Raw genomic sequence first — 12,023 nt, 5'->3', positions numbered from 1 at the left:
CCATATAAAATCCATCCAGGATCTACATTAAATACTTGTCCATAGAGCTCGGCTTTTTGGCGCGAAACAGGACGATTTCCATTTTCGTGACTAATAAGAGTATTTTGATTAAGAGCTGGTATAGCGCGTGCCGCCTCGCTTGGTGTTGCATATCCAGCGTTTTTACGTGCTATTTTAAGTCTATCTTTTGGCAAATAAGTCATTCGTACATTATCCACTATTTTTTTCATTCATTGTGTACTATTTTACCTTGATTTAAAATTGTACGTAATGTACTATTATTGCCATGGTTAATAATTTTTGTGTCAAAAATTTGATTGAATCTTGGGGATCTATACGCCGATTTGCTGAAGAAATCGGATGTAGCTATGAAGCTGCGCGTAAAATGCGTGACCGCAATAGTATTTCTCCAAAATATTGGAACATAATTATCCAAGTGTCTAAATCCAAAGGCCTATCTTGGGTTACATTAGATTGGTTTCTTCATAATTATGCGAATAAATACCATAGGGGTATTCATCTAATGACAAAATCTAAAAAAGATATGCGCCATCTAATGGAGAAGTTTAATACAGCCAATCCTACAGATAATAACGAACACCAGCAGCACCATTCACACTCATAAGAAGAAAGATCATGAGAAACGGGATATTGAAGAAACTTTACACACGGATTTGTAGATTAATAGGTTGTAATACGAAAATTGAGAATGGAGATAGTCAATGAGCCAAAATACAATAATGGGAATATTAAACGTCTTAGTCATACTCCCTAGTATATTATTACTATTCTTTTTCATTATTCAGCAACATCAAAGGTGCTTCAAAATTCTCATGGAAACAACTAAGGAACGAGAAGCACTGATTAAAATATTGCAACAATACATGCGATTAATGGAAGATATGTCATCGAAAATAGACAGGTTCAAACCAAGGTTTTTCCTCACCTCACCTACATTTAAAGTCCGTCCAGGCGAAACTATTCCACTACAACATGTAGCAGATGTAGAAGTTATAGACCCCTATCAAAAGGAATGTCTACGCAATGCAGCTATGGAAAAAAATCTCCAGGAAGAATTTTATTATACGTTTGCCTTGTGTGAGCTGATGATGTCCAAAAATCAGCAGTGATTAATTCATCTGGATTTTTTTGTAATGTGTAATCAAGGGTAAAATCCGCAACGCTTTGAGTTTGATCCTCGGGGCAATTTATTAGGAGATCAAAAGCAGTGTATTTGTGGGCAGGTATAACAAATAAATTTGAAGCAAATTCTGGGTTAGTATTAGATTTTATATCTTCTAGATATAAGTTAACATGCTTATTAGTTGTTCTGATGATTGAAAGAATATCACCGAAAGGATCAAGATATCTAGGAAAGACAATAGCACGTATACAAAATTTAAAGAGATTTTTTTCAGATATTTTTATCTTTCTCATTACAATAGCTTGGTTTGCTAAGTTTGTAATATGCATCCTTATAGCGATACGTGAAATACCTTGTTCTGTTTCTAGTAAATCAAAGTCTGCTTCAATATGTAGTAGCTCTTTCAAAGTACGTATATCTTTATCTTTTAATAAAATTTTCACGTTTTGTTCTGAGTACATGGCAATCTTTTCAAGAGCTACAGTTTGTTTGTCGCGTTCTATAAATTGTTTTTCTAGTCCTTTCTTGTCTTTGTGTCTTAAAATAAGTGCCACTAAAAGAGATGCAATAAATGACAAAAAACCTGTAAGAAATATATTTATCCATTCTTGCATCTGTCCCCTCCCCACTTTTTTAGAATCATTGGGAGGTTACTTTTTCACAAACATTTTTGCAAGACAGGCAATCGCAACGCGCTCTGTCATAACGCACGCATAAACACACAGCAACCTTAAGGGGGGATTATGATCACGCATGCACAAACCATTCTCTGTCTTGATCTAGGGACTAAGACTGGTTGGGCTATATGCGGTGCTGATGGTCACATAACAAGCGATACAGAACATTTTCAATCACGCCGTTTTGAAGGCGGTGGTATGCGTTATCTGCGCTTTAAGAAGTGGCTTTCTGAACTAAAGAGATCTGTTAATGAAATTGACGCGGTATATTTTGAAGAAGTACGCCGGCATGTGGGGACTGATGCAGCGCATGTTTACGGTGGCTTTCTAGCAACTTTAACGGCTTGGTGTGAACATCATCAGATACCGTACGAAGGCATTCCAGTTGGTACAATTAAGAAAGCGACAACAGGGAAGGGTAATGCTTCAAAAGAAGAAATGATTAAAGCGGTGTGTGCAAAAGGGCATACGCCTAAAGATGACAACGAAGCAGATGCTTTGGCAATTTTATATTTAAAGAAAGAAGGGGGTACACATGTCTAATGGTATGCCATGGGTAAGATTTTATTTGTATGACTGGATAAGTGGTACAAATGGAATGACATTGGAGCAAAGGGGCGCTTATATGACGCTTCTCGTTCTCATGTATGAAAAAAAAGCACCACTTAAAACAGATTTTGAAACGCTTGCACGCGCTTGCAATTGTTCGCAGAAAAAATTTGCAGCTATTGTCGAATACTTAATAAAAAATGATAAACTTATCCAAAAAGATGATGGGTTGTGGAATACGCGTGTTGAAAAAGAATTAAAAGAAGCTGCTTTTACTCAAGAGCAGGAGGGCAACTATGACGAATAAATTGCCTTGGGTACGTAATTTTTATCAAGAATGGATTATGGATTTTGCTGGTACTGATGCCACAGAAAAAGCTACTTATAGCACTCTCACTGCTTTTATGTATCGAGCAGAGGAACCAATTTATGACGACACTTCTGTTTTAGCACGCGCCGTCGGCTGCTCAATACAAGCTTTTAAAAAGTCATTAGAAAAACTCATTCGAAAAAAATTAATTCTTCAATTAGAAAACGGAAATTTATGGAGTGCACAAGTCGAAGAAGAATTAAAAAATTGCAATGAGAATTTAAATAGACTTTCAGAAAAAGCTATAAAAGCCGCAAATACTAGGAGAAATAAGCAGAAAGATAACTTATCAAGAGAACATGATGAAGTCATGACGAATTCATCACGAAGTCATGATGACATCATGATGACTTCATCACGACAACACATAAACAATAACATTAACAATATATATAAAAAAACTAAAACTATCGTTTTAGCAAAAAAAGAAATTAATTCTGAAAATTTAGAAACAAACGATTTGGTTGAAGAGCCAACAGAGGTTGATACCCTCCAAAGCCACTCAGAACAAAACGCAACATCATCAGACAACCAACCTCTCATTCACGAGCAAGAGAACGTTCCTAAAAAAGCAAAACGAGCGCAAGCTAATCGCGGTTGTCGATTGCCTGCGGATTTTGAACCTAATTTGCAATACGCAATCGATCAAGGATTAACGCATGATGAGGCGCTGTTAGAAACCGAACGGTTCACAAATTACTGGATAGCAAACCCAGGTAAAAATGCAAACAAACGAGATTGGCAAAGGACTTGGTACAATTGGGTCACAAGCCCTATCGGAACGCTAGCAAAGAAAAAAGCAAGATTAGAACAGGAAAAACGGTTAGGTGGTTATCATGGAAAATTCACTCAGAAAACTTTCACAGAACAGCTTGCAGAAGGCTTCAACGAACTCAGAGATCATCTCTCATCTGGAGAAGATTATGGAAATGATCAGTCCGGGGTATCCATTGACGCTGAAAGCTGGGAATACATTGACGAAACAGGAGGAAGCGCAAACCTTAGATGCTTGCAATCGTCTACAAGCGTTGCTCTCTGTGAAAGCTTCAGTTAAGCAAATTGAGCAAGCTTCTTTCCTACTCTCAAGCATGAGAGTCCCTGCGAACACAGACGCCAAAGCCGTCGTTTTATCCTATGGTATGATGCTGGACCGCATTTCAGCATATGCTCTGAAAAAGGGCGTCGAAGATATCGTAACTGGTCAAGCAATTGGGATATCAAAAACATTTATGCCAACTTGTGGAGAGCTTTTAGCTTATTGCCAGACACTAGAAAATACCCTTCTTTCAAAAGCCGAAAGTGTACGTAGAGCAATTGAAAACACACGTGAGAAAGCACTCAAAGAAAAAACAGCGAAAGAGCATTTTAGACCACTAACGCTTGTTCACAAGCAAGAGCTTGAAGAAACTTTAAATGGTCTTGGGAGAACAGTGAAAAACATTGCAAGTTAGCAAAATAGTGAAAAGTGCTGATCATTTTACGATTAGACATGCGTTTAAATAGACAAAAAGGCACCTTACAAAGCGATTTAAAGATTTTATGATAAATCCAACATCTGCAATATAAAACGCTCTGTATGATCAAATTTGAGACAAATAGACCAATTGGTAAAATTAGGATTAAAGCATGTTCATTTTTAAACATTTATTCTTAACAATCCGTAAACAATCCATGCGAAAAGAGTTTGTTGCAACAGCGGTGGGATATGCACCATGGGGAGATGGAGCAGCAGAGTATTTTTACAACCTCTACGAATATGAAGATGGCAGGAGAGAGTGTGAAAAATTTGATGGTGGTCAGTATTACACCATACCAGAAAATGCGGATTTTAGTACCAAGGCACAAGTAAAGGCATGGATATATGGTGGTCATTTGCCTAAGAGCGTATTGAATTTTGAAGCGTTGATAGATGAGCTTAACAGAGAGATTAAAAAAACGATCAGAAGCTGCTTGACAATATGGCAACAATATGTCTATTGTCGAATCAGGTGCCTCAAAAACACCTTAAATACCAAGCGGGCGAGCTACCGAGATAGTTTATTTTCCGCACATTAAAGGCTTTGACTCATTGTATGTTACACGCATATAATGATATTGTCGGGTGTGGTTACGCTATACAATACCCTTGCGGGAAAAGCGTAACGACGGACTTGGTACCGTGTTTTTGAGCACCCGACATTCAGAAACAAAATTAGCAAAAGTATTAAAAGATTATAGAAAGTGTCTTGACATTATTTCCGTGATGTGTATTTTCGAATCAGGTGCCTAGAAAACACCTTAAACCAATAGCGGATTGATTGCCGAAATAATCAATCTTCTGAACATTAAAGATTTTGACTCATTATATGTGGTAGCATATAAAGATCTTGTCGGGTGTGGTTGTGCTATAAAATACCTTCGCAGGGAAAGCATAACGACGGACTATTGGCCGTGTTTTCTAGCACCCGGCACTCTTCATAGAGTGTCAATAGAAAACCTCTAACCAATAGGAGTTCACATGAACACTCTTATTCCAATATCGGAACAAACCATTGATCAGGAAACTGTCCAAACTGTTAATGCACGTGATTTGCATGCATTTTTAGAGATTAATTCTAAATTTGCAGATTGGATTATTCGTCGTATTAAAGAATGTAATTTTCAAGAAAATCGTGACTTCATTTTTACCCTTCTCAAAAATGAGAAACGTAAAAATATTATCAGTAAAGAATATTACTTAACCTTAGATATGGCTAAACACCTTTCGATGATCGAGCGTAATGATAAAGGACATGAAGCACGTCAATACTTTATCAAATGTGAACGGCTTTTGAAAAAAGTAGCAACACCACAGATTGATTATTCCAAGCCCGAAGCCTTACTTGGCGTTTTGAATCATCTACAAAGTCAAATCGAACAGAAAGATCATGTGATTGCAGAACTAACTCCAAAAGCACAAGCTCTGGATGGCTTAAAGCGTTCTGATGGGCTGTTCGGTCTTATTGAAGCAGCAAAGATGTTAGAGGTACGACCAAAGGATTTAACCGATTATTTGCGGAAACATGATTGGGTCTATCGACGGGCTCCAGGGGCGCCGCTGTTACCCTATCAAGATAAAATCAAGAAAGGCTTTATGGATTGCCCTGCGATTACCATTCAAAGACCAGATGGTACAGAAAAGGTCCTCCCTTCAACAAAAATCACCTCCAGAGGTTTGGCATGTTTAAGAGAGCAAATCCATGGAGGTGTACAATGAATACCAGTATCGACTTTTTATGCGATTTGTGGATGGCGTTATATCAGTTTTCTGATCGTGATGATATTGAAGATAAGGCTTTTAATACTCTTATCGAGACTATGGATGCGATAGAAAAAGCTTTAATTTTTAAGCTTCAAGACGAAACTCCAAATGCACTGAAAATTTTGGCAATGATTACACATTTTGGAACTTTAAGACCACCTCCGATTATAGAGTCTTTGTTGCGTGCTTACGAGCCAGATTTAGATAACCCCATTAAAAAGGTTGCTTAAAGTAAAATATGCCCTTCCCCATCTTTAAGGTGGGGAAGATATTTCAAGCAGCGTTTTTGATTGTAATCACAACTTGCTTACCAAGAACAGTCAGTGCCTGCTCTAGTGTTTGAAGTTTCGTTGGATAATTTAGATCAAGAATGCGTCTTGCTTCAGTTTCTTTCTTACCCAAACGATTGGCTAATTCTGTTTTGGTAATATGAGCTTCATTAAAAGCTTCTACCACTGCGAGCTTAAGAGCATTCCACGCATCTACTGTTACCTCTATAAGACCTTTATACTGCTGCGGTATAGGGAGAGGCAAACCACGCATCGGATAGCTACGTAATGCCAATCCTAACGCTTCAACAGCATTCTCTAATGCCTCTGCTCTATTTTCTCCAGCTGTTATTGCTTCTGGTACATCTGGAAAGGTTACAACAAAACCACCATCTGGATCAGTTTCAAACTTTGCTTGATAAGTATATTCCATATCTTTAAATCTCCTTGCTATTATGAAAGTGCTTCTGTGAGAGGTATAAAAACATTTAGAAAACTTCATACCCCTAACTGTTTTTTGATTATTTTCACATAGAGCGGGGTTAATTCACCAGATTTTATAACGGTTGTCTTATCTCCAAAAGTTACCAAATAATGTGACCCTTTACCTGCATCAGGAGCTTCACTGTAATGAATGCCTCTTTTTCTGGCTTCTTTACGTAATTCTCTAAGCAGTGCTTCTCGTTTCATTTAGCCTCCCCTTTCTGCATAAAATGAATATCGCACAAAAAGGTTCGATAGTCAACAATAAATCGAACAAAAAAGCCGTGTCTTTTTATAACACAGCTATTTAGTGAGTTTATCAAATAAAATTATAATGTAATACTTTAAAAAAGTGTGATTAATTAACTGAAATAATTGAAAAAATAATTAACTTATGATAAGATTTTATGTGTATAAAATACAAATTTAAGGTAACTAAAAACATGATGAATAAAGTGATCTTAATTGGCTATTTAGGGGCTGATCCCGAAAGCAAAACAATGAATTCTGGTGCCGAAATAGTCAATTTTCGGTTGGCTACTTCTGAGAGCTATACAGATAAAAATACCAATCAAAAAGTAGGGAAAACAGAATGGCATTCCGTGGTGGTTTTTAATCCACATTTGGCAAAAATTGCGCTTCAATATTTACATAAAGGTTCAAAAGTTTATGTAGAAGGCAAATTACAAACCCGTAAATGGCAAGATAAAAACGGTATTGACCGCTTCACAACAGAGATTGTCTTATCACAATATAAAGGGGAATTGCAGTTGCTTGATGCAAAGAAAGAGCAATCGGCATCCCCTACCCCTTCACCTATTACTTCTCAAAATTATGCTATCGCTTCAGGGGCTGCTGATCATAGTGCACTCATTAATAATGATAGCATACCATTCTGATTGAAAAAAATATGACAAAAAGAAAAAAACGTGCAAAACGCGGTCGTCCACGGATTAAAGGATGTATCAGAGAACCAAATGGACGTATCTCACGAGCAAAAACACCGCATGAACCCATGGATAAATTGGCAATTGAAATGCGTGCCAAACGCTTTGGCTTGACCATAGAAGAGGCTAAAAATCCGCTTTCCGGTACCTATATCGGGCGGCTTTATTTGCAAGGCGAAATCAATCAAGACCAATATGATGCTGCGCAAAAATATCTTGAAGTGAAAAATGACTATTCGTGTGCAAAAGGTTTGCCAAGTGCTGTTTATGATAAAATGCCCTCATCTTCTGATGAGACAGCAAAAGAAAAATGGATTAAATTTGCAACAGAACAGTTTTCAAACATGCAAGAGGCTATCAAAGAAGCACAACACCTCTATAGACAGTATAATCTTTATGCCGCGATACAACATCTTGTTATAGAAAATCAAACATTACCACATCTTGTTAGTTCTTTGCGTATTGCTCTAAATGCTCTCCAGAAGTATTTTTATCCAAAAAATAAATGGTAAATGCTTTAACGTATAAACGATTTTTGGGAACGGAATATTTGCATCATTTGTTTGTAAAGCAGCATATTTAGGTAAAAAAATAAAAAAAACACAATATATTGATTTTTTTGTTGACAATATGTGAAAAGTCGTATTTAATGACGCTGCTGTACTGGTCGAATTGCGTCCAAAATTCAAAAATATCCTCTAAAAATTTAGTAAAATGTGATCTTGAAACGCGGCTAGAAAGCCCTGTTTTCTGGGGAATTCTGACTAATCTATTTTTCAAATAACAAAAATCAATAATTGACTAATGATGTCATTAATTATGACTCAAAAGGAGCAATGATGAAAGCTGTCATCACTAAGCCAATGTGTGTTGTTGGAGACAATAAAAGCACTGTTCGCTTTGAACCATCAACACCCAATAATCCATTTGTTGAAGTTTCCAATCAAGTCTATGCCCGACTTAAACGAGCAAACGCCGTAAAACCCTTTGTTGAAAGTAGAACCACAATAAAATCTGAAAAGGTAATTGAACAGACTAAACCAACCGAAAAAGAAGTTGTACAAACATCTTCTGAACCAAGTGCAGAAGAAACTTCACTTCAACAGACCAAAACACCTAAAGTTTCCAAGCCATCAACACCTCCTGCTAAAAAGCTTAAAAATTGAAATTAATTATCCATCAAGAATGGTATCTTCAACAGGTGAAGGATACCTTCACCAGTCTTCAAGCACCACGCCTTAATTGGGCTTTGCGTAATGCTCTAAACACCGCAGCAAAGCAAGTCGAGCGCTTTACGGAGAAGCAAGTTGCCGACCTCTCATCAGCCCAACCAAAGCGTGTTAAAAAAGGTGTTTATATTAAAGAAAAGGCGACAGCAAGGTTTCTTGAGACAGATATCATTGGTTCTGGAACACCAATACCTCTTAAATTTTTTCAAGCAGAAGAAACAAAACGCGGTGTAACTTACACAATGTTTGGAAAAAAAGAAATCTTGACCCATGGTTTTATCAAGGGGGGGAATTTTCCAAAGCGTGTTGAATTGAAAAAAATGAACGGTCATGTTTTTCAAAGAGTGGACAGCGATAAATTCCCCATTGCAAAACAAGAAGGACCATCAATTGCTAAAGTGATGTCCAAGCCAGAAATTGCAAATGCTATTGCACAATATGCCAATGAAAGACTAACCAAAAACATACAGAGACAACTTGCTCGTCAAGAATACGCTGCCAATAAGAAAGCTAAATAATGTTCTTAAGCTATGTTTGCTATACACTGAGATTTTCTTTCTTGACAAGATTCACGGAAAAAGTATATCGTCAAGTCAGGTGCCTCAAAAACACCTTATAACAACTAGCGGATTAGTTGCCGAAATAACTAATTTTCCGCAATTTAAAAGCTTTGACTCATTGTATGCTACACGCATATAATAGCTTTGTCGGGTGTGGTTATGCCATATAACACCCTTTCGGGGAAAGCATAACGACGGGCTAGTTGCCGTGTTTTTGAGCACCCGGCACTCTTCTTAGAGTGTCAATCAAAAACATCTAACAACTAGGAGTTCACATGAACACTCTCATAGAAATTAAAGAACAAATCATTGGACAAGAAACTGTTCAAACTGTTAACGCACGCGAGTTGCATACGTTTTTAGAAGTTAATATACGCTTCAACGATTGGATTTCACGACGGATTGAAGAATATTCTTTTCAAGAAAATCAGGACTTTGTGAGTTTTACTCAAAAAAGAGTAAAACCTAATACCTTTCAGGAAAATCAAGGCGTTGTGAGTTTTACTAAAAATTTAGTAAAACCTAAAGGCGGTCGTCCAAGTACAGAATATCACATCACTTTAGACATGGCGAAAGAGCTCTCAATGGTGGAACGTAACGAGAAAGGACGTCAAGCACGCCGTTACTTTATTGAATGTGAAAAGAAACTGAGAAACCAAGCTGTTGATTATGACCATGATACACGCTTTGATTTGCCAAGTTATTGGGAAGGTATGAACGCTGGTGAAAAAGTTTTGTATCTTCTGGGTCCAATTCATGTTCGTCTTCTTGATGCCTTCAGAGTAGATGAAGAAAACAGAAAATACAAAGCTCTCATTAAGGAAGCAAAACAGGTTCTAGCAAAATCTGTTACGAAAGCCGCTTAGATTTAAAATATGATCTCATCTTCCCTGCTTTCAGAGTGGGGAGGATATTAATTTAAAGAAGATTGCCAATTATGCCTCTCCTATTCCAGAAAAAATACAATAAAATCAATGCAAAAGGTACTTCCCAGCGGGTTGGCTTCGTTGCGGGGCGGACGAGCGCAAACTATCGCTAGCGACAGAATTTTCAAATTGACTGTACATTGTACACATAACATATTGATAAATAACGAATTTAATGTGTTAAGTATTTCCTTATCGTATTAAGTCTTGTTTTTCAGTTCGTGACGTAAAGCTTTCTTTCTTGGTACGCCGAAAACCCCATTCCTCAAGATGGGAAAAAAATCAAGGCAAGGAGCAACTATGAATAAGAAGCATCGTGATGGGATATCGGTTCGTGCGTTTGCGAAGAAGATGGGTGTTTCACATAATGCGGTGGTTTCTCGGATAAAGACAGGTAAATTTGATGCAGCTCTTTTTGAAGATGGTTCTGTCAATGAAGCGCTTGCAACAGCTATCTGGAATGAGAATCCAACAAAGCGCCCTGCTTCACTTTTAGCGCCTGATGGAAAGGTGCGGACAAAGATCAAACAAGCCTCCACAGATGGAGCCAATGAATACAAAATTAAACTGGAGCGAATGCAAGTTGCCCTTGAAAGCGAAAAGATTGCCCTTGAACGCTTACGCGAAACAACGGTTGACCGTGAAGAAGTAAAGAGAGCCGCCCGTGAGTTTGGAAGAGCACACCGTGACGCCATGTTGAATTTTCCTCACCGCTTTGGAGCAAGCATTGCCGCACAAGTTGGATGTGATACTGCAAACCTAATAGGGGCTATCGATTATTATATGAGAAACGCTTTGCTTGAGGCGGTTAATATTCCAGTGCCTTTTCATGATCCTCATTCTCCAGAGTTAGAGAACTTGCAAGAAACGAATAATGGATGAGAATGCTGTTAAAGAATTTTTTGCCAATGCTAATGATGCAAGACAACCGGACCCACCTTACACGGTTTCTCAATGGGCGGATAAGAATAGATACCTTAGCACCGTAGCAAGTGCTGAACCAGGATTGTGGAGAACAAAACGCACCCCCTATTTGCGCGAAATCATGGATAACCTTTCCTCTCACAAACCTATTGAAACAACCATTGTCATGAAAGGCGCGCAGATCGGCATGTCAGAAGCAGGATTGAACTTCTGCGGTTATGCCATTCATTATAGTCCGGGACCTGCCCTTTATGTGATGCCAACGGTTGAGACAGCCAAGAAGCTTTCAAAGACGCGGCTTGATCCCATGATTATGGCGAGTCCAGTTTTAAGTGAACGTATAGCTCCAGCGCGAGCACGTGACAGCGGGAATACCATGTTTTCTAAAGAGTTTGATGGTGGTGCATTGATGCTTACAGGAGCAAACAGTGCAGCTGGTTTGCGTTCCATGCCTATTCGTTATCTGATTTTAGATGAGGTGGACGCCTATCCTCTCAGTGTGGATAACGAAGGTGATCCGGTGATGATTGCCGAAAAACGTACCTCAACCTTTGTGCAGAGAAAGATTTTTAAATTGTCTACACCAACACACCGTGACACAAGCCGTATCGCCAAGGATTTTGTGCTAGGAGACCAGCGATATTACAATGTCCCTTGTGATGCGT

General features: G+C 38.1%; 18 protein-coding genes and 1 pseudogene. 15 read left to right on the top strand and 4 right to left on the bottom strand.

Annotated elements, in window-relative coordinates; all coding sequences use genetic code 11:
* A partial coding sequence (locus PVV68_RS08520; protein WP_273782891.1) for a helix-turn-helix transcriptional regulator occupies positions 1–203 on the bottom strand: 203 nt, incomplete at its 3' end.
* 83 nt (positions 204–286) lie between these two features.
* On the opposite strand from PVV68_RS08520, the gene PVV68_RS08515 reads away from it, so the two are divergent.
* A complete protein-coding gene (locus tag PVV68_RS08515; RefSeq protein ID WP_273782890.1) occupies positions 287–625 on the top strand; it encodes a hypothetical protein in 339 nt (112 codons plus the stop codon).
* A gap of 425 nt (positions 626–1,050) precedes the next feature.
* Here the strand turns inward: PVV68_RS08515 and PVV68_RS08510 are convergent, their stop codons facing one another.
* On the bottom strand, positions 1,051–1,758 hold the full coding sequence (locus PVV68_RS08510; RefSeq protein WP_273757180.1) for a hypothetical protein: 708 nt from the start codon (positions 1,756–1,758) through the stop codon (positions 1,051–1,053).
* Positions 1,759–1,887: 129 nt separating this feature from the next.
* On the opposite strand from PVV68_RS08510, the gene PVV68_RS08505 reads away from it, so the two are divergent.
* The 7 genes and pseudogenes from PVV68_RS08505 (at position 1,888) to PVV68_RS08475 (ending at position 6,250) form a co-directional block, all read left to right on the top strand.
* Complete coding sequence (locus PVV68_RS08505) at positions 1,888–2,364, top strand: crossover junction endodeoxyribonuclease RuvC (protein WP_273757179.1); 477 nt, start codon at positions 1,888–1,890, stop codon at positions 2,362–2,364.
* A complete protein-coding gene (locus PVV68_RS08500; RefSeq protein WP_273757178.1) occupies positions 2,357–2,677 on the top strand; it encodes a YdaU family protein in 321 nt (106 codons plus the stop codon). Before PVV68_RS08505 ends, PVV68_RS08500 begins: the two co-directional genes overlap by 8 nt.
* On the top strand, positions 2,667–3,794 hold the full coding sequence (locus PVV68_RS08495; RefSeq protein WP_273782889.1) for a DUF1376 domain-containing protein: 1,128 nt from the start codon (positions 2,667–2,669) through the stop codon (positions 3,792–3,794). The genes PVV68_RS08500 and PVV68_RS08495 overlap by 11 nt, the downstream gene beginning before the upstream one ends.
* Positions 3,778–4,191, top strand: a complete 414-nt coding sequence (locus PVV68_RS08490; protein ID WP_273782888.1) for a hypothetical protein — start codon at positions 3,778–3,780, stop codon at positions 4,189–4,191. The genes PVV68_RS08495 and PVV68_RS08490 overlap by 17 nt, the downstream gene beginning before the upstream one ends.
* Positions 4,192–4,366: 175 nt before the next feature.
* Positions 4,367–4,675, top strand: a pseudogene (locus PVV68_RS08485) (hypothetical protein); the annotation flags it as partial.
* A 562-nt stretch (positions 4,676–5,237) separates the two neighbouring features.
* Positions 5,238–5,975 carry an antA/AntB antirepressor family protein gene (locus PVV68_RS08480; protein WP_273782887.1) on the top strand — a complete coding sequence of 246 codons (738 nt, stop codon included), beginning with the start codon at positions 5,238–5,240 and terminating at the stop codon, positions 5,973–5,975.
* The gene (locus tag PVV68_RS08475) at positions 5,972–6,250 is read left to right on the top strand and encodes a hypothetical protein (protein ID WP_273754094.1); all 279 of its coding nucleotides are present in this window, start codon (positions 5,972–5,974) and stop codon (positions 6,248–6,250) included. The genes PVV68_RS08480 and PVV68_RS08475 overlap by 4 nt, the downstream gene beginning before the upstream one ends.
* Before the next feature lie 43 nt (positions 6,251–6,293).
* On the opposite strand, the gene PVV68_RS08470 is transcribed toward PVV68_RS08475, so the two are convergent.
* Together PVV68_RS08470 and PVV68_RS08465 are read right to left on the bottom strand one after the other, a co-directional pair.
* The gene (locus PVV68_RS08470; protein ID WP_273754092.1) at positions 6,294–6,722 is read right to left on the bottom strand and encodes a type II toxin-antitoxin system HicB family antitoxin; all 429 of its coding nucleotides are present in this window, start codon (positions 6,720–6,722) and stop codon (positions 6,294–6,296) included.
* Positions 6,723–6,787: 65 nt separating this feature from the next.
* Entirely contained in the window at positions 6,788–6,979 is a 192-nt protein-coding gene (locus PVV68_RS08465; RefSeq protein ID WP_004859817.1) for a hypothetical protein, read from the bottom strand.
* Positions 6,980–7,215: 236 nt separating this feature from the next.
* On the opposite strand from PVV68_RS08465, the gene ssb reads away from it, so the two are divergent.
* The 7 genes from ssb to PVV68_RS08430 form a co-directional block, all read left to right on the top strand.
* On the top strand, positions 7,216–7,671 hold the full coding sequence (ssb, locus tag PVV68_RS08460; protein WP_273757173.1) for a single-stranded DNA-binding protein: 456 nt from the start codon (positions 7,216–7,218) through the stop codon (positions 7,669–7,671).
* Between the two features lie 11 nt (positions 7,672–7,682).
* Positions 7,683–8,231 carry a hypothetical protein gene (locus tag PVV68_RS08455; RefSeq protein ID WP_273782886.1) on the top strand — a complete coding sequence of 183 codons (549 nt, stop codon included), beginning with the start codon at positions 7,683–7,685 and terminating at the stop codon, positions 8,229–8,231.
* A 327-nt stretch (positions 8,232–8,558) separates the two neighbouring features.
* Positions 8,559–8,885 carry a hypothetical protein gene (locus tag PVV68_RS08450; protein WP_273757171.1) on the top strand — a complete coding sequence of 109 codons (327 nt, stop codon included), beginning with the start codon at positions 8,559–8,561 and terminating at the stop codon, positions 8,883–8,885.
* Positions 8,882–9,466 (top strand): hypothetical protein, encoded by a 585-nt coding sequence (locus PVV68_RS08445; protein ID WP_273782885.1) that lies wholly within the window; start codon positions 8,882–8,884, stop codon positions 9,464–9,466. The genes PVV68_RS08450 and PVV68_RS08445 overlap by 4 nt, the downstream gene beginning before the upstream one ends.
* Positions 9,467–9,783: 317 nt before the next feature.
* Positions 9,784–10,374, top strand: a complete 591-nt coding sequence (locus PVV68_RS08440) for an antA/AntB antirepressor family protein (protein ID WP_273755814.1) — start codon at positions 9,784–9,786, stop codon at positions 10,372–10,374.
* A gap of 360 nt (positions 10,375–10,734) precedes the next feature.
* On the top strand, positions 10,735–11,316 hold the full coding sequence (locus tag PVV68_RS08435; RefSeq protein ID WP_273782883.1) for a hypothetical protein: 582 nt from the start codon (positions 10,735–10,737) through the stop codon (positions 11,314–11,316).
* The coding region (locus PVV68_RS08430) for a phage terminase large subunit family protein (protein ID WP_273782881.1) at positions 11,309–12,023 on the top strand (715 nt) is incomplete at its 3' end. The genes PVV68_RS08435 and PVV68_RS08430, both read left to right, overlap by 8 nt.

This window comes from Bartonella sp. ML69XJBT (genome assembly GCF_028618515.1).
Classification (GTDB): Bacteria; Pseudomonadota; Alphaproteobacteria; order Rhizobiales; family Rhizobiaceae; genus Bartonella.
The sequence above is the reverse complement of the archived record's forward strand: the minus strand, read 5'-3'. Positions and strand labels throughout refer to the sequence as shown.